The sequence below is a fragment of the Deinococcus sp. QL22 genome (genome assembly GCF_023370075.1).
In the GTDB taxonomy this organism is placed as follows: domain Bacteria; phylum Deinococcota; class Deinococci; order Deinococcales; family Deinococcaceae; genus Deinococcus.
The window spans coordinates 215,263-231,620 of record NZ_CP097153.1 but is presented as its reverse complement, the minus strand read 5'-3'; the positions used below and the strand labels follow the sequence as shown (position 1 = coordinate 231,620).

Below are 16,358 nucleotides of genomic sequence, written 5' to 3'. Positions count from 1 at the left end.
GGTATGAAGGTAATTCCATCATCAATTCTAAAATTCATTTTTGACTTAGTTCTTTGGACGTTAGCGGCGCTTTTGGCATACGCTTTCCGCAAACCTTCCCTGTTGGCTTCCGGCATCCCGGTGAATGTCTGGGGCTACGTCCTCCTGAGCATGGTCGTCATGGGCCTGTTGGCGTGGCACTACCACCTCCCCCGGCAGGCCTGGCACCGGGCGGGAATTCTTGACCTGACGGTGTTGGCCCGCGCTGTGGCCGTAGCGACGCTGATTATGTTTGCTCTGGGCTTTGTCCTGCAAACTTGGCTGCAACTTCCCCGCAGTGTGCCGCTGTTGGCCGGAGTGTTGGGTTTTTTGCTGATGGGCGGCGTTCGGCTAGCCACCCGCCTGACCAGCGAGCAGACGCGGCGCCAGGTTGCCGGGCCGCAGCAGCGGGTTCTGATTGTCGGTGCAGGAGACGCGGGCAGCCTGATAGCCCGTGAGATGCAGCGTCACCCAGAAGCGGGCTTGCTCCCAATTGGATTTCTGGATGACGAACCCGGCAAGCAGCGTCAGCGGGTGGTGGGCCTACCTGTTTTTGGACGGATTGAGGACTTGCCCGCCGTGGTCCAGCGTGAGGGGGCACAGGAAGTCTTGATCGCGGTGCCGTCGGCAACCGGGGATTTCGTTCGCCGTGTCGTCGATCTGGCCCGTGATGCCCAGCTTCGGCACCGCATCATTCCCGGCGTCTTTGAAATCCTTAGCGGTGACGTCAGTATCAACCAGATTCGGGATGTCAATTTGGAAGACTTGCTGCGTCGCCCGGCGGTCAAACTCAATACCGGTGAAATTGCGGGATATATCCGAGGCCGCGTCATTCTGGTTACCGGCGCAGGCGGTAGCATCGGCTCCGAAATCGTCCGTCAGATCGCTGCATTCACGCCGTCCACCATTTTGCTGTTCGGGCGGGGCGAAAACAGTATCTTCGGTATTCAGCAGGAATTGGCCCGAACCTGGCCGGAAATCAAGCAGATGGGTCTCATCGGAGATGTGCGCGACGAGGCCCGCCTGCGAACGGTGTTTAGAGACTACCGCCCGGAAGTGGTCTTCCACGCGGCGGCCCATAAGCACGTGCCGTTGATGGAACAGACGCCCTCTGAGGCGATCCTGAACAACGTGATGGGCACGCGCAACGTCGTTGATCTGTGCTTGGAATTTGGTGTGGCCCGCCTCGTGAATGTCTCCACTGATAAGGCTGTCAATCCGACAAGCGTTATGGGGGCGTCCAAGCGTGTCGCAGAAATGGTTGTGTCAGCAGGTGCCGCGCGCGCCCGTGAAACACAGGCCTTCGTATCCGTACGGTTCGGCAATGTGCTGGGCAGCCGGGGCAGCGTCGTGCCCACGTTTATGGCCCAAATTCGGGCAGGCGGCCCCATCACCGTCACGCACCCGGAAATGGTGCGCTACTTCATGACCATCCCCGAAGCGGCCCGCCTCGTGTTACAAGCAGGTGGCCTCGCTGAAAACGGCAAAGTCTACGTGCTTAACATGGGTGATCCCGTCAAAATCTCTGATCTCGCCCACGACGTTATTCGTCTGAGTGGTGCTCAAAATGTGGACGTGGTCTACAGCGGCATTCGCCCCGGCGAAAAATTGTATGAAGAACTGCTGACCAGCGGGGAAGGTACGGACGCCACCACCCACAGCGAAATCTTCAGCGCCAAATTGGGCCGGGTAGAACCGACGACGATTCATGAACAGCTGCGCCTGCTGCGTACCCACGCTGAGCAGAACGATGCAGAAGCGATCCGCAAGGATCTGGCCCGCATGATTCCGGAGAATAAATTTGGGAGCATCCGCTGATGGCAAAAATTTAATGACTGGTGGTGGCGGGCGGCTCGGAACTGAACTACAAGCGCTGTTGCCCCAAATTCTTGCACCCAGTAGCCGTGAGCTAGATGTGACCGACCTAAAACAAGTTCGGCGTGTCATTGAGCGGGAGCAGCCTGAACTGATCGTGCATGCGGCGGCGTACACCAATATTGGGGCAGCAGAGCAGGAGCGCGAGCAGTGCTGGCGGGTCAACGTGGAAGGAATAAGCCACGTCGCCGAGGCTACCCGAATGGTTGGAGCGAAGCTTATTCACCGCGAATAGATAGCGTAGTTTTTGGAGATTGGTTACACTGGTTGCCCGTTCGCCAGAGCACTCCATAGGTGGTTTTAAGCTGGTTTCACGTACGTTTCGCTGAACGGCTGCCCCGATATCCCGACGGCCAGTCCTATCCGTAACAATTTGCGACCAAGCGCGATTAACGCCACCTTGGCAGGTTTTCCATTGGCTCGTAAACGCCGATCAAGAGTTTCCACGCAGGGATTTATGGCGACAGCAACGAAGGCCCTTGAGGTGGGGATTGAAATTCCCCGGTCTCGTGGGCCTTCATGCGAAGTGTCTCTGCCTCGCTCCTCCAGCCTACCGCTCAGCATTGTGACTGCGTTGTTGAACCTTGCCACCCGTGTGAGTGGCATCGCCCCCTACAGCACCGTCCGGAAAAGCACGCTGTGCCATGGACTGGCACAGCAATCGTTCACGACGAACCAAGATCTTCAGCGTCGCGCCAAGAATGCGCCCTGTGGCGCATTTTTGGCCATAGACTTTGTGATGGTGCCGCACGCGGGGCTGGAGATGGAGGGTCTGAACTTTCATTACAGTGGGCAGGCACGGACTCAATTGGGCCATCAATTCACCTCAGCAGCCTTGGTGAAGTTTGGGGCCGATCCGACGCCACTGTTGGAGCGGTTCAAAGTCTCTGGCCTGTTGGAGACGCCCGCGTATCCGTACCGCACCGCGACCCAAGAGATGATTCACACCGTCACGCAGTGCCGGGAGGCCGGGGTGTCCATCGTTGGGGTGCTGCTTGATGTAGAGTTTGGACGAGATGAGGTCGTGACCTTCAGTCACGACACCCAGATTCCCGTCCTGGTGCGTGCCAAGCGGAATATGAGTGTTGAAGTTGAGGGTGAGACACTCACCCTCAACGCACTGGCGGTGCGTTTTCTCCCCGAACGGTGCCATCTCTATGCTGAGTTCGCTTGGCGTGTCCGTCGGCTCCCCGTGTCGCGTGCAGTCGGGGCCTTCGATGTGCTGATCGTTTGGCGCAAGGTTCATGGCGAATGGAGCTGCTTTTTCCTGTTCAGCACGTTTGACCCTGCCTTGACCGTCCGGACGTTGTTGCGGGCCTGGAAGGCCCGCTGGGGTATTGAGGTCATTCACCGCTTGATGAAGCAAAACTTCGCGCTGGGACGCTGCCGTTGTCGAACCATCCAAGCTCAAGACAACTGGGCTTGGTGCGTGGTCGAGGCTCTCCATGCGGTGCTGCTCGTCCGTCAGGAGCAGCCGCAATTGGCGTGGCGAGCGGCTCAGCGCCGGGCGGCACGACACACGGAGTTGTACGTCCTGACCGAGGTGCAGCCTGTGGCACAACAACCCCACGCCGCGTGACACGCGATTGGGATACCCGTGGAAACTCTTGGTAGAAAGAAAATTCGCCTTCGGAAGGCCCGGTTCGTCAGGGGCATCTCAGTAAACCAGCGGTATCGGGAATGCGGAAGAGCCGCACAAGCGAGGCAAGCTCATGTTGTGACAGAGCAAAAAAGCGTATTTGAGTCGGCGAGGCGCAGAAATTCTGAGGTACAGGAAGGGAGCCGTGCGCAGGCGTCCGTCACGCTTCCAGCAGACGTTTCGCTGAACATTGAACGTTGGCACACCCTCAGGGTGCAGTGGAACGATCAGGCGTAAATACCAAGGCCCTGATGTTGAGGTTGCGATCAGCCAATTGTTTGAAATAAGGATTGTTGAGCGTCACACTTATGGGAGTATCCATTACCTGCAGCGCTATATTTTGTGGTTGTGCAGACGTTTGTATGGACTTCAATACAATGTTCTTTTGCCGAAATGTGAGATTTGGGAAGACGTTTAGACCTGCTCTTCCCAAAACCCCGACTGAAAGGATACCAGCACTGCAAGGCCGAATGGTCATTGGAACACTGAAGATCAATGAAGCTGTGCGGGTGGCGGTATTCCACTCCCCCCCTGTAGACTTCGGAACATCAATGTTGACCTCATTACATCTTACGCCTGTAAATTTGAAAGCTTCCAATGTGGCGACTCTGACATCAGAGAGGTAATAGTCATTGAAGTAACCAATAACTAAACGACCACGATGGGGAACGCGCACCTTGACGGTTTTCAGATCTTCAAAACCTTCTTGGAGCAGCAGCTCTCTGTCTAAAGCCACCTGAAGGATGGGTGCCTCGTTTGCCGCCACTTCACCATCGGCAGTGATGGTCAGGGTACCTGCACTACACACTGCCGCCTCTATCCATGCAAAACCCTGAAAATCGACCTCAGTCTCCTTTAAGGAGACTCCATTTCCCTCCCGCTGATATCCGATGCGGAAGCGTGGCGGCTGTATGCAAGCCAGTTTGGGCTCAACGACTCTTAAAGGAACTGCTGATGAGGAACGCTGAGATTGCCACGTCACTATTGTGGTCAACAGTGCCAAGGGTAAGAAGAACAATATACGAGACGAAACACTCATAAACGCTGCCTAACCGTCCAGCGTTTGATACTCAGAGGCTGGATATGAAGGGAAGAACGTCCGGGCAAGAGACGCAATTCTAAAGTTTGTTCTTCCTGCAGAGGCAAAAACACCTTAAAAGTCAGCAGAGGCGAAATGGACTCTGAAATCTCAAAAGACAACGTTTCCAATGGCTTACAATAGCTATTGCAGCTATGAAGTGCAGCTCTATATTGTCCAGAGGGGGCGTTCAATTGCACAAATGCAGTGTATTGTTTTTGGCTTACATTGCTATTGGGAGCGATCAAAAGTGTTATCTGTTCTCGTTGGGTTAGGTGTGGGGTCATGATCAGTGCATTAGCGAACAGCGGCGTCGACAACACCGCTCCCAGCCCTGCTCCCAACCATCCTGCTGAGGCCTTGAGCACCGGCATATGCAGCAGTTGCATCCCGGCTACCACCCAAAACACTTCCCCGAAGAACGGAGTGGGCACCAGCAGGGTATTGTCGGTGATCGTGGCTGCCAACAGACCAGACAAAACGGCTACGGCCAAGGAGTTGCGGGTAGTCAAGGCCGCCGCTCCGATGGAGCCGAGCAGGACAAACAGGCCCAGCAGGCCCAAAGGCCCCGTTTCTGCCAGCTGCTGCAACGTCAAGTTGTGCGCGATCAGCCATGGACTGCCCAGCTTCTCGATCCACTCAGGACACCCTGTATTGTCTACTAACGTCGTGACCACCGGGCAGCTTTCCGAAGGCGGCGCGAGATACTTGCCGAGTCGGTAGCTGCCCACCCCTGACCAAGGCTCACTCTGAATCACGGTTAGGGTGTTGTACCAGACGATGTCACGGCCTGTTGTATCGGCACTGCCCAGCCGGGAGACGGCGCTGATGCCCAGGCGGTCTCCGACATAGAAGCCGCCTAGCAGGACGACTGCCCCCAGAAGGAGGGCCAGTGCGGTCTTGCGCCCCCGCCGGACAATCAGGCCCGCCATACAACCCACCAGCGCCGCCGCCAGTGGCCCCCGGCTGCCGGAGAGCAGCAAAATGCCAATAGCGGCCAGCCCCAAGGGAACCCGCCAGAGAAGGTGGCCCTGTATGAACAGCGCCGTCCAGATGCCGAATGCGCCTGCCAGACCGAGGGCGATGGGCGTCATATAGGGGTGCGTGAGGCGGCTGATTAGAAAATCGTTGCCGCCCGCCACACTAAAAATAAGGGCGGTGGCGTAAATGATCGCCACCCCAATCGCCAAGGGGCGCAGGCGCTGGCTGTCTTTGAGGGCCACCCCAACGCCGATCAGCCCGAACATTAGGGCCGTCCGGACGAGGGCGGTGGCACTGGCCAGCAGTGGTTCTGGAGAAAACAGGGCGGGTAGTTGCTGGCTCAGCGCATAGAACCCCAGAATCCACAGCACAGGCTGAGGCAGGGTGCGGAGGTAGGGCAGGGCCAGCAAGGCCAGCGGCGAGAGCAGATACATCGCTGGTGAAGCTGCCAGCCACGGCGCAATCCAGCGCGGCGGGGAGGCGGGGGAATCAGGGGGAACGGACACCCACGAACTATAGCGGGGTGGGGGCGCTGCGCGGCAGAGAAGCGGCGCAGGCCAGAGCAACCCCAATCACTGCGCTTTCGCCCGCCGCTGTACACCCCTCGTCTGGTGCGCTATACTCTGCAAAGAGTTTTCCTCAGTACGCAGTGAACAAGGGGCGCTCCGAGTAATCTACCGGACGCCTTTTCGTATTTTGGGATTCGAGGAGTAGAACATGGCCGCAGGTAAAGTGAAATGGTTTAACGCAGAGAAAGGCTTTGGCTTCATCGAAACACCCGGCAGCCCCGACGTGTTTGCACACTTCAGCGCCATCCAGAGCAACGGCTTCAAGAAGCTGAACGAAGGCGACGAAGTGGAATTCGAAGTTGAAGAAGGCCAGCGCGGAAAAGGCCCCCAGGCCAAGAACATCGTTGTCACGAAGGCTGCTCCTGCACCTGCGTTCAGCGACCGCCCCCGCCGCGACGACCGCTGGTAATCCGAGCACTCACTCAATGTAGAGAAGGGAGCCTTGACGGGTTCCCTTCTTTTTGTTGGGTTGTCGGTCTCTGGGCTTGAGTCCTCCGGAAAGTTCCGAGAATTTATACGGCCTCCGCGCCACTTGCAGCTCCCGTCACTTCAGGCTGTATTTGCCCCACTCGCTCGCCCCAGATCGCTGCGCCCACCCTTACGTTTTCACCTGTCGTTCGGACAATTGTTCTAGGTTGTCAGAAACCGGCTAGGTAAAGTGCGGAATGAAGCTGGCGCGGTTGTCGGTCACGCGCCCTCGGCCTTCCCGGATGCCCAGCCCACAGACTTCACTTCCCGCCACCCAGACGCCCAACACGGGATAGCGGGCCGTGCCGTCTTCGGCCATGAATTCAGGCAGGGCGGTGTACGCCTGCTCCACACAGGACAGATCTCCATACTCGCCGGGGGTGCTGGGTTGGCCGGGCAGGGTCACATTCTGCCCCTCGCGAGAGAACAGCGGTTTCAGCACACCCGGGATCTCCAGGGTGCCGGGATTCAGGGTGGCAGGCAACAGCAACTCATGTCCGGGAGACAGCTCGTGCAGCAGCGCCAGCAGGCCTTTACTGCTGCTCACCGCTTTCCAGAGGGGCTCGATGAAGCGGGTCTGGGTGGTGGCCAGGACAGGCGCGTCACGCGATTCCCAGGCGAATTCCAGCGGCCAGAGCCACATCAGGTTCCGAATGGGCAGGCTCCACCCGTCCAGCAGGTGGGCATGGTCGGGCGAGGTGCCCAGGTCTTCGGCAAAGAGCTGGCTGGTCGCCGCCCCAGCTGCCTGCGCCAGATCACGCAGATAGGTGACGGTGGCGTAGTCCTCGTCGTTGCGGGCGCTGCTGAACGTGACGTGTTGGAGGCCGTGCGCCCCCACCAGATGCTGCCACTGTTCGCCCAGACCCTCGTGAATGGTGTTCCACTGTGACAGGTCAGGAGCGAGCGCGCCGCAGGCTTGCTGGTCTTCCAGCCAGTGCCACTGACAGATGGCGGCCTCGATCAGGCTGGTGGGGGTCTGCCCATTGACTTCCAACAGTTTGGGCTGACCCTCTCCGCTGTAGGCCAGATCAAGGCGCAGATAGACGCTCGGATCGTCACGCTCCCAGGAGGCCTGCACGGCGTCATGCAACCAGACCGGAATCCCCAGTTCGGTCAGGCGGCGATGTTCTATGGCGTGCCCTGTGGCCGCCAGCACCAGATCGGTCAGCTCCTGACTGGCCGCCTGAAGCGTGCGAATCTGGGCCGAAGTGAAGGCGTAGGCAGCGGTTTCCGTCCAGTAGGGCACTGGATGTTCCGGCGTGGCGTCGAACCAGGTCATGCCCATGCTGGACAGCCGCCCGCGCCAGTCGGGCCGGGCCGGACAGGTCAGGCGCTGCATGTGCCTCTGCCGTTCCGGTGCAGGAATTTACCCGCCAAAGCTGCCGCCGGAGCGCGAGCCGCTGGTGAACCCGCCCCGCGAGACGGACGGCGCGGTGTAGCTGCCCACATAGGTGCCGTTCTTGAACTGCAGGCCGCTGGAGTTCACCCCCCCCGTGCGGCGGTAGCCCAGATAGGTGGTGTTGGTGAACCCACCCAGAAAGTAAGGCCCAAAGTAAATGAACCGCGCACCGCTGCCGCTGCGCTCACAGGGATAGGTCAGGCCGCGCTCGATCTGAACGCGGTAATACGCCCGGCATTCGGCCTCCGTGTTGAAGGACTTGCGCTGATACCCGTTCAGGTCAATGCGGTCGTCACTTCCCGCGCAGGCTGTGAGCAGCAGCGGCAACGAGGTCAGCAGGGGGAGGTGAAACAGTTTCTTCATGGCACCTCATCAAAGAAGTCAGGGACATACAGGATAACGGCTGCGCGTTACGGGGCCAGAGGGACGGGCCTCATTCTGGACGCTGAGCTACGGTGGTCTGTGCGGAGAGTGCCCAGCCCAAAGATGCCCAGGGCGGTGGTGACGGACGGCTGGCCCGTCAACCCTTCAGGGGTCAGCCGTGCGGTGCAGTGGCCGCCTGAGATCAGGGTGGCCCAGCTCCTCTACAACGTGATGTGGTAGGCGACAATGACTGGCACGATGAACAGCGCGCCCATGATAAAGGACAGGGCCAAGTTGTGTTCCTGCCGTAGCTCCCGCTGAATGTAGGCCAGAATCGGTTCACGGCGTCGGCGGGCCAGGCTGCCAAAGACCGCCACCAGCCCCAGGCTGAACATGATTAGAGACACCAGCAGGGCAATGCCAAACCAGGAGAACGCCTCACCCCACGACGCGGTCGCCTGACTCGGGGCGTCGGCAATCGTCCGACTGAGCAGCATGCTGAAGCCCAGAGACACCCAGAAGAACACCGCGCCAATGGCCGCCGTCTGATGATCTTCTATCTCCACGATCAATTCGCGGGGCCTGATCCCGAGCAGCACGCGGATAAACACCAGGCTGATCAAGACGGTGGGAATCCAGACCAGGATGTTCCAGAGGATTTCGGTGAGGATGAGGGAGGCGGTTGAAGTGAGATCCATGTTCTCCTTTGGTGCGGGGCCAGTGCGGGGCGCTGCCGTCCTTGCCTGCTGAAGCGGAGAGTAACACCAGAGCTGAGAGGCCGTCTCCTGCTGCCTATTGCCTGGGCCGCAAGTGCCGCCGAACGCCCCGGCCACCGACAGAACCCACGTGGCATTGACCATCCTCAATCAACCCGGGAATTTCCACGAGTCTGAACAAGGAGAGCGCCTTCACCAAGTCCAATTCTGCTTAGCGCAGCAGCTTGAGGAGGCCTGTGTACAATCCTAGAAACTGACCTTCATTGAGATTGCGGGCGTCATTCCAAGTGGCGCTGATACACAGCGTGCGGCCCGCTTTGGTTGTCACCTGCGTGGTCAGGTTCAGCACGCCGCCCTCGCTGCCGCCTTTGTAGCTGATGTCCTCAAAATCGTTGGCGTCTGCTACACCGGGATTGAACTGGGTTTCCGGCAGGGCAGCAACCTCGGCCATCAGGTTGCACAGCCGCTCGGTGCTGGCAAACCATTCCACGTCCTGCGCGACAGGGCCGCCTGCAAACACGCCTGTACCCGGCAGCAGCGCGGTGGCCGCCTGAGTCAACACGGCCCGCCGCGCCGCCCGGTTCAGGCCCGCCGAACGGTAGGCCCGCAGCAACTCCAAGTTGGCCGGATTCTTCAGTGCAAAGGCCTCGCGGGTACTGGGCATGGCCGTTTGCCCCAGCCGTGCTTCTACCGCCGCCCGCCCCACCACGCGCAGCAGCAGGTCGGTGGCGGTGTTGTCGCTCACACTGATCATGCGGGTCGCCAAATCGCGCAGGGAGTAGAGGCTGCCCGTCGCCTCGTTTTGCAGGCTCCCACTGGGCAGGCTCTTGTCGGGGTCCTCCAGCGTCACCTCATCCGTCCAGGCCCGCTGGCCCGCATTGATCTGGGCCTGCAACTCGCCCAAAATTGCCAGCTTGAAGGAGGATGCCACCGCCAGCAGACGGCCCGAACTCAGCGCGGCGAGTGGCGGCTGAGAACTGCCTACTTCGCGCACCAGTAGGCTGACCCGCCCCGGCAGCGCGGCAAAGGCAGCTTGAGCCTCGACCAATGTCGCAAACGAAGCTTCGGGTGTGGCAGGTGCGATCACGAGGCCCGAAATCTGGCCCCCATCATTGAGGGCAAAAGTCGTGACATTTAGTGTTCCGTTCTCGAAAATAACTTGTGGCACGGGTTGAGAAAGATCCACCCGCACGAAGGCTCCAAACTGGGCCCGCACACTGTTCAGGGTTTGTTGCAACGACGCCACAGGTACGGCGGCCAAAAAGTCTGGTGCAAAAAGGGCGGCGTCTACCTGTCCTGGCTCAAAAACGCGGGTCAGGAGTGAGGAGATTTGAGGCGTCTGGGCCGCAGGCGAACTTGGGCCGGGCACTGCGCCGAAGCTGGTCAGGCGGCCCTGCGCGTCTACAGGTGCGGTAGTAATCAGCAGCGTGCCGCGCTCAAAGACAGCCAGCGGTTGCCCCTGCCCCGGATCCAGCCGCACGAATGCCCCAATTGACTGACGAATCCCGGCCAGCTGCGCGTTGATGGTTTCAAACGTCACTTGAGCAAGGAATTCGGGCGCAAACCACTCGGCCTGCGGTTGCTCGGCCCCCAGTAAGCGGGTGATGGCCGCTGCAGAAGTGGTCACCTCACTGCTTTGAGCAGAGGCGACAGCAGAGGCAGTCAGGACAATCAGGACGTGAGGGCGCATACCTGACCGTAGCAGACCGCGGCCTTATAGACGTCAGGAGATGACCGGCTAACCATTTGTTTTATTCACGCGCTTCATCTACAGCCAGCGCATCGTAAACGCTTTTGCCAGCAGCGGTTCAGCGCCCGAACTCAGCAGCCCGCGCACCAGCCGTTCGCGCCTGCGCTGCGCTGCTGCTCCTGCCGGACGGCCAAAAAACATATTGATTTCGGCCTGCCGGGTGGCGATGCGGGCCGAGCGCAGACGACGCCGCTGGAAAGTGGCCAACGTTGCTGCCGAGGCTCCGCCGCTGAAAACATCTGCCAACGCTGCAGCGTCCAGCCAACCCAGATTCATGCCCTGCCCCCCAATCGGGCTGACCTCGTGGGCCGCGTCTCCGATCAGGATCAGGCGGTCCCGCACCATCTGGGCGGCCAAATGGTGGCGCACCTCGAAGGCGCTGAGCATCGAGCATTCGGCGTGTGGCAGGGCGTGGCCGCTGCGTTCCTGCACGAGGGTGGTCAGGTCGGCGGCTTCCGGCGCTGAGTGCAGCGAGTCTGTCCGGGCCACCCAGCGCCGCAATCCCCCCGGCAGTGGAAAAGATTCCAGCACCCCGCCCGCGTGCAGTCCGATCACCGCCGCCGCCCCAAATACGGTGGTGTCGGGAAAATCGCCCATCAGGTACTTGTCGGCGTAAGTGGCCCCCGGATACGGAATCTGTGCCAGCCCGCGCATGGGGCTGCGGCAGCCGTCCGCCCCGACCACGTAGCGGGCCTGTGCGCTGTGCGTCTGCCCGCGCTGTTCATAGGTAATCTGGACATGTGCCCCAGCGTCCTGCACTGCCTTCACCTCGGCCCCACGCTGAAAGGTGCCGGGGGCCAACCGCCCCAATTCGGCCTCCAGCATCTGCTCGGTACGCTGCTGAGGGAGCGACAGGATAAAGGGAAAGCGGGCTGACGCGGCCCGGAAATCCAGTTCACCCAGCACCGCGCCGCGCTCGCCGCGCACGAGGCCGGAAGTGATGGGCACGCCCGCCGCCAGCAGGGGAGAGGCGATGCCCAGCGCTTCAAAGGCCTCCAGCGCGGGGGGGTGGATGCCGATGGCCCGCGAATGTGCCCCCGCTTCGGTGCGGCGTTCCAAGACCTGAAAACTCAGGCCACGCGCCGCCAGCAGGCAACCTAGAAACAGCCCGACGGGGCCGCCGCCCACGATCAGCACGTCAAGCATGGGGAGCTTGGTACGTCAGCAGAGTGCGGTACGGCCACTGCCGCTGCACCCGCCAGCCTGCCGGGGCCACCTGCGCCAGTTCCGGGGCCGTGTAGCTGCGGCGAATAGACAGCATTCCGTCTTCCCGAATAAACGATCCCCGGAACCAGGGCCCGATGCCCACGCCGAACGCCGCATAGGCGAGGGCGCTGCGCTCCAGGTCGCTGTGAATCACGGCCACCCGGCACAGCCGCTCGGAGTCTTCCAGCAAGGCGGTCAGTTCCGGCGCGGTCAGGTGGTGGAGCAGATGGTTGGACGTGATGAAATCGAACGTTTGTCCTTCCTGCACGAGGTCGCCGCTGAAGGCCTGCCGGAACTGCAAGTTGGCCGCAGTGCCGAGGCTAGAGGCATACGCCACCGCCCGCGCGTCGGCGTCAATGGCCGTGACCTGCAGCCGAAAACCGTCGTGGGCCGCCCAGTATGCCAAACGGCGCGGCACATCGCCCCCGCCCGAGCCGATATCCAGCAGGGTCGCGGCCTGATCGCGCCTGAGGTATGGCCGAATCTGCCCGGTATACACGCCCCACCAACCCGACACCAACGCGTTCACGGCGGCAAACTGCGCGTAGGTGCGGTGCAACTTGGTCAGGTCGCAGTCGGGGTCATCCATGCGTTCGGTCAGTTCTGCGGCGCGGCGGCGAAAATCGATGTCGGGTCTCAGAGTAGCCTTTAGCACCATTAATCCAGTCCGGAGAGCCGGGTCATCAGCCCAGTCTCCACCGTCAGGCCGGGACCGAACGCCATTGCACAGACCCGCTCATCGTCCTGCGCCCCGTGCAGCAAGTCGCGCAAAATAAACATGACAGTGGCGCTGCTCATGTTGCCGTATTGCCGCAGCACATTGCGGGAAGGTTCCAATTGTTCGTCGCTCAGACCCAGCGAGGTCTGCACCTTGTCCAGAATGCTGCGCCCACCGGGGTGAATGGCCCAGCGCTGCACGGCGTTCTGCGGGCCAGCCGCCAGTGCAGGCTCCCGCGCCATCAACGGCTCCAGCGCTCCCGAAATATGCGTCTCAATAATGGAGGGCACATAAGTACTCAGCACCATTTCGTAGCCGAGGTCGCCAATTGTCCACGCCATATCGGCCTCGCCCACTCCGGCAGGCGTGAGCGTGGTTTCAAAATGATCCATTCTGAGCACCGGTGTGCCGGGACTGGGCAGGCGGGCGCTGACCAACGCGGCAGCGGCTCCATCGGCAAACACGGAACTGGCGATCAAGGTGTCGGCGTCGTTCGAGGAGCGCATGTGCAGGGTACACAGCTCGGCGCTGACCACCAGCACGACTGCGTCCGGGTCGGCTTCACAAAAGGCTTTGGCCATTTTCAGGGCCGGGAACGCTGCGTAGCAGCCCATAAAACCCACGTGAAAGCGCTGCACGTCGGGCCGCAGTCCCAGCGCGCGCACTACCGCGTAGTCGGGGCCAGGGGCAAAAAAGCCGGTGCAGGACACGGTAATCACATGGGTCACTTCATGCGCCGCAATGCCGGGACTGGCCACCATGACCTGCCGGGCAGCCTGCACGAACAGTTTGCTGGCCTCCACGATATAAAACTCGTTGCGTGCGCCTGTGCCGGGCTTCAGCATCCGGCGCGTTTCGGGGTCGAAAAACACGCCCGCACTTTCCCCCGGCCCGCGCTTAAATTCTCCGATGGCGCTGTGCCGCTGGTCTATCCCGGACGCATTGAAAATAGTGCCGATAATGCGCTGGCCGAGGCGGTCAAGTTCAGGTTGGGCCTTCAAAACATCCCGAATTTCGGATTGCGGGTAGGCGTACGGCGGCACCGCCGTTTCTAGGGCATGCAGAAAAACAGACATAGCGCAGGCTAAAGTGGCAACCTGACTGGCTCTGTCTCCTTTGTTGGGGTTGCATTGCCGTTTGTACAAAACAGGCCCAAAAAACATGACTGTTAAGCTTGCGTCAAGCCAGATTTGAATAGTCTATGGTTCGCGTGAATCATAAGGAATCCGTATCAGGCGTACCAAAAAGATTCTTGTCTCTTGTTCTGCCGCTGTCTTGGGCCGCCGTAAAGGAACGAATCTCGTATTCCAATTGAGCAGGCAAATCAGGTTCGGTCTCTCGGCGGCGGTGGTGTTCGGCCTGGGCCAGCACATGCACCGCCTGGCTCACTTTGCCCACCCACAGCGGCCCCTCGTACAGCACAGTCGACCGTTCGCCGTCTGCCCAACGCAGCGCGACCAGCCATTTTTTGGCTTGCATGACGGACACCCATTATGCTGGCCCGCATCTGTTGCACGCTTTGTTACGTGTGACACAGTGTCTGATGGGGGGAGGGTGGCTTGTCAGCGACTTGGCACCTCGCAGTCTCAGTTCCCCGTCAGGCAGCTTCATTTCACTTGCCTTCCGCTAAGCTAAGAGCAGATGCCCCGCGTTCCACGCTCCGTCCACCGCCGTTTCTGTGCCCTCATGGTGGCCGCCGTGCTGGGCAGTGTGGGCGCACACGGACAAACGGGTTCCGACCTGCGCGGCGTAACCCTGTGCCTAGACCCAGCGGCGGTACAGGTGGTTTTCGAGGACATGCCGCCTGAACGTGTGGCGCAGGCCCGGCCTCAACTGCAAGCAGCCCTGACGCAGCGCCTGACCACCGCCCTCCAGCAAGGTCAGGTGCGCTACGAACAGCGGCCCTCCTGCACCGGGCAAGTCGGCCAAACGCAGGCGCGGGCCAGCGTGCGCTACCTCGACCCACGCAGCTATATCGGCTACGGACAGGACACCTACAGCTATACCGTATCGTTGAAGGTCAATGCGGCTGGGGCTGAAGTCTCCACTGGAAAGCGCAGCTTTAGCGCCGGATGGTCTGAACTGTATGCGGAGGCGGCGGGCGGGCGGCCCTTTGAAGCGGTCATGATCGGCTGGGGCGAGGAACAGGCCCGTGACCTGACGGCTCTTTGGCGGCGAGACAACCCCACCTTGCTGGCCCGTCTGACCCAACCGGGGCCGCTGCGCTCCGGGCTGCTGGGGGGTGCGGCAGCAGTGGTGGTGCTGGCCCTGGTGGTGCTGTTCCGGGGCGTCAGGCGGCGCTGAGGTTGGCCGCCGTTTCTCGTATTCCAGTCACTCCACCCAGCGTGGCGACGTTAAGAAAAGCCTGTGAGGCCCAGTCAGCACGGCGTCATGCTGGCGCGGTACATCAAGTGAGAAACTCTCCGGCAGGAGGGATTCCCTCACCATGGGTCGGCCCGTTTGGGTCATTTCCCGTGTCCCCCATCAAGGAGTGTTATGTCTACCCTGTTTTCTGCTCGTTCCCCCCAGTTGATCCGGCCAGTCTTGGCGCTCCTGACTTTTGGAAGCCTTGTCCCGTTCGCTGCCGCCCAGGTGCAGACCCAGTCCATCGTCGTCAATCCAACCGTTCTGAATCTCACCCTCATTGATGCCGATACCGACCGCCCGGTGCCCGGTTACGACCCGATTGCGCCGAACGCCACCCTCGACCTCTCCAAATTGCCGCCGCGCCTGAACGTGCGGGCCAACACGGCGGGCAAAATAGGCAGCGTGCGTTTCGGGCTGGATAACCAGAGCAACTTCCGTACCGAAGGCAGTGGTCCTTACGCCCTGTGCAGCAATACGGGCGGCGATTTTGCGGCCTGTGCACCCAACGTGTTCGCGCCCGGTACGCGCCAAATCAGTGCCACTTCTTACGCCTCCAGCGGCGCCAGCGGCGCGGCAGGCCCCAGCGTGCGGGTCACGCTCAACATCGTCAGGGCGGCGGCTCCGGCCCTCAGTGTGACCAGCCTGACCCTGATCAATGCCGATACAGACCGCCCGGTGCCCGGCTACGACCCCATTCCCGCCGGAGCGCGGCTGAAACTCTCTAACCTCCCGCCCCGCCTGAACGTGCGGGCCAATGTTTCTGCGGGCGTGGGCAGCGTGCGCTTCGTGCGCGACGGCAAAACGGTGCTGGAAAACGAAGCGCCCTTTGCCCTGTGCGTCGATGGCCGCGACAACTCCGGCACAAAGGGCAACTTCTATGCCTGTGACGGCAGCGTGTTCTCGCCCGGCGACCACCGCCTGACCGCCACGCCGTTCTCCAAGATGTTCGCGGGTGGCACGGCAGGCGCGGCCCTGACCTGGAATTTTTCAGTCGACCGCTGAACATGTGTTAGGGGCTGCCCTCTTGAAATCGGGGGCGTGAAGGTGGGGCAGACGGGAAAAGCCTGTTTGCCCCACCTTCAGTTGTGCGGGCGGAGGCGGAAAAGTGGCCCTGCTGTGCTAGAACCTGACTCGACCACATGGGGGGCGTCTGTTGACGAACTTGACCGTTTCACAACCTAGGCTGGGTCAACTGTTGGGCTGCTATGCCG

16 protein-coding genes are annotated in these 16,358 nt (G+C 60.9%); 6 read left to right on the top strand and 10 right to left on the bottom strand.

Translation table 11 applies throughout. From position 1 onward, the window contains the following. The first annotated feature begins 3 nt into the window (after positions 1-3). From M1R55_RS25780 to M1R55_RS25770, 3 genes are all read left to right on the top strand, one after another. On the top strand, positions 4-1,836 hold the full coding sequence (locus tag M1R55_RS25780) for a nucleoside-diphosphate sugar epimerase/dehydratase (protein ID WP_249395844.1): 1,833 nt from the start codon (positions 4-6) through the stop codon (positions 1,834-1,836). 13 nt (positions 1,837-1,849) lie between these two features. Further along, the gene (locus M1R55_RS25775) at positions 1,850-2,128 is read left to right on the top strand and encodes a sugar nucleotide-binding protein (RefSeq protein WP_249395843.1); all 279 of its coding nucleotides are present in this window, start codon (positions 1,850-1,852) and stop codon (positions 2,126-2,128) included. A gap of 330 nt (positions 2,129-2,458) precedes the next feature. Then, complete coding sequence (locus M1R55_RS25770) at positions 2,459-3,472, top strand: transposase (protein ID WP_249395842.1); 1,014 nt, start codon at positions 2,459-2,461, stop codon at positions 3,470-3,472. A 268-nt stretch (positions 3,473-3,740) separates the two neighbouring features. Here the strand turns inward: M1R55_RS25770 and M1R55_RS25765 are convergent, their stop codons facing one another. Together M1R55_RS25765 and M1R55_RS25760 are read right to left on the bottom strand one after the other, a co-directional pair. Then, positions 3,741-4,526 (bottom strand): hypothetical protein, encoded by a 786-nt coding sequence (locus tag M1R55_RS25765; protein ID WP_249395841.1) that lies wholly within the window; start codon positions 4,524-4,526, stop codon positions 3,741-3,743. A 41-nt stretch (positions 4,527-4,567) separates the two neighbouring features. Continuing rightward, on the bottom strand, positions 4,568-6,097 hold the full coding sequence (locus tag M1R55_RS25760) for an O-antigen ligase family protein (RefSeq protein WP_249395840.1): 1,530 nt from the start codon (positions 6,095-6,097) through the stop codon (positions 4,568-4,570). 211 nt (positions 6,098-6,308) lie between these two features. On the opposite strand from M1R55_RS25760, the gene M1R55_RS25755 reads away from it, so the two are divergent. After that, entirely contained in the window at positions 6,309-6,569 is a 261-nt protein-coding gene (locus tag M1R55_RS25755; RefSeq protein WP_249395839.1) for a cold-shock protein, read from the top strand. Positions 6,570-6,809: 240 nt separating this feature from the next. Here the strand turns inward: M1R55_RS25755 and M1R55_RS25750 are convergent, their stop codons facing one another. The 8 genes from M1R55_RS25750 to M1R55_RS25715 form a co-directional block, all read right to left on the bottom strand. Continuing rightward, complete coding sequence (locus M1R55_RS25750) at positions 6,810-7,967, bottom strand: glutathionylspermidine synthase family protein (RefSeq protein ID WP_249395838.1); 1,158 nt, start codon at positions 7,965-7,967, stop codon at positions 6,810-6,812. A gap of 27 nt (positions 7,968-7,994) precedes the next feature. Beyond that, the gene (locus M1R55_RS25745; RefSeq protein ID WP_249395837.1) at positions 7,995-8,390 is read right to left on the bottom strand and encodes a hypothetical protein; all 396 of its coding nucleotides are present in this window, start codon (positions 8,388-8,390) and stop codon (positions 7,995-7,997) included. Positions 8,391-8,611: 221 nt separating this feature from the next. Beyond that, positions 8,612-9,088, bottom strand: coding sequence for a hypothetical protein (locus tag M1R55_RS25740; RefSeq protein ID WP_249395836.1), 477 nt, complete (start codon positions 9,086-9,088; stop codon positions 8,612-8,614). Between the two features lie 229 nt (positions 9,089-9,317). After that, positions 9,318-10,796, bottom strand: a complete 1,479-nt coding sequence (locus tag M1R55_RS25735; protein ID WP_249395835.1) for a serine hydrolase — start codon at positions 10,794-10,796, stop codon at positions 9,318-9,320. Between the two features lie 78 nt (positions 10,797-10,874). Then, complete coding sequence (locus M1R55_RS25730; protein WP_249395834.1) at positions 10,875-12,002, bottom strand: NAD(P)/FAD-dependent oxidoreductase; 1,128 nt, start codon at positions 12,000-12,002, stop codon at positions 10,875-10,877. Further along, positions 11,995-12,720 carry a class I SAM-dependent methyltransferase gene (locus tag M1R55_RS25725; protein ID WP_249395833.1) on the bottom strand — a complete coding sequence of 242 codons (726 nt, stop codon included), beginning with the start codon at positions 12,718-12,720 and terminating at the stop codon, positions 11,995-11,997. Before M1R55_RS25725 ends, M1R55_RS25730 begins: the two co-directional genes overlap by 8 nt. Next, a complete protein-coding gene (locus M1R55_RS25720) occupies positions 12,720-13,856 on the bottom strand; it encodes a type III polyketide synthase (protein WP_249395832.1) in 1,137 nt (378 codons plus the stop codon). The genes M1R55_RS25725 and M1R55_RS25720 overlap by 1 nt, the downstream gene beginning before the upstream one ends. Positions 13,857-13,995: 139 nt before the next feature. Continuing rightward, positions 13,996-14,259 (bottom strand): hypothetical protein, encoded by a 264-nt coding sequence (locus M1R55_RS25715; protein ID WP_249395831.1) that lies wholly within the window; start codon positions 14,257-14,259, stop codon positions 13,996-13,998. Between the two features lie 162 nt (positions 14,260-14,421). Here M1R55_RS25715 and M1R55_RS25710 point away from each other — a divergent pair, with 162 nt between their 5' ends. Continuing rightward, positions 14,422-15,084 carry a hypothetical protein gene (locus tag M1R55_RS25710; protein WP_249395830.1) on the top strand — a complete coding sequence of 221 codons (663 nt, stop codon included), beginning with the start codon at positions 14,422-14,424 and terminating at the stop codon, positions 15,082-15,084. Positions 15,085-15,276: 192 nt separating this feature from the next. Continuing rightward, complete coding sequence (locus M1R55_RS25705) at positions 15,277-16,149, top strand: hypothetical protein (protein WP_249395829.1); 873 nt, start codon at positions 15,277-15,279, stop codon at positions 16,147-16,149. Positions 16,150-16,358: the final 209 nt, after the last annotated feature.

Coding starts and splice junctions, on each gene's coding strand:
- M1R55_RS25755 (WP_249395839.1), top strand. CDS start 6,309: ATGGCCGCAGGTAAAGTGAAATGGTTTAACGCAGAGAAAGGCTTTGGC.
- M1R55_RS25735 (WP_249395835.1), bottom strand. CDS start 10,796: ATGCGCCCTCACGTCCTGATTGTCCTGACTGCCTCTGCTGTCGCCTCT.
- M1R55_RS25745 (WP_249395837.1), bottom strand. CDS start 8,390: ATGAAGAAACTGTTTCACCTCCCCCTGCTGACCTCGTTGCCGCTGCTG.
- M1R55_RS25750 (WP_249395838.1), bottom strand. CDS start 7,967: ATGCAGCGCCTGACCTGTCCGGCCCGGCCCGACTGGCGCGGGCGGCTG.
- M1R55_RS25710 (WP_249395830.1), top strand. CDS start 14,422: ATGCCCCGCGTTCCACGCTCCGTCCACCGCCGTTTCTGTGCCCTCATG.
- M1R55_RS25725 (WP_249395833.1), bottom strand. CDS start 12,720: ATGGTGCTAAAGGCTACTCTGAGACCCGACATCGATTTTCGCCGCCGC.
- M1R55_RS25740 (WP_249395836.1), bottom strand. CDS start 9,088: ATGGATCTCACTTCAACCGCCTCCCTCATCCTCACCGAAATCCTCTGG.
- M1R55_RS25780 (WP_249395844.1), top strand. CDS start 4: ATGAAGGTAATTCCATCATCAATTCTAAAATTCATTTTTGACTTAGTT.
- M1R55_RS25730 (WP_249395834.1), bottom strand. CDS start 12,002: ATGCTTGACGTGCTGATCGTGGGCGGCGGCCCCGTCGGGCTGTTTCTA.
- M1R55_RS25715 (WP_249395831.1), bottom strand. CDS start 14,259: ATGCAAGCCAAAAAATGGCTGGTCGCGCTGCGTTGGGCAGACGGCGAA.
- M1R55_RS25705 (WP_249395829.1), top strand. CDS start 15,277: ATGTCTACCCTGTTTTCTGCTCGTTCCCCCCAGTTGATCCGGCCAGTC.
- M1R55_RS25775 (WP_249395843.1), top strand. CDS start 1,850: ATGACTGGTGGTGGCGGGCGGCTCGGAACTGAACTACAAGCGCTGTTG.
- M1R55_RS25720 (WP_249395832.1), bottom strand. CDS start 13,856: ATGTCTGTTTTTCTGCATGCCCTAGAAACGGCGGTGCCGCCGTACGCC.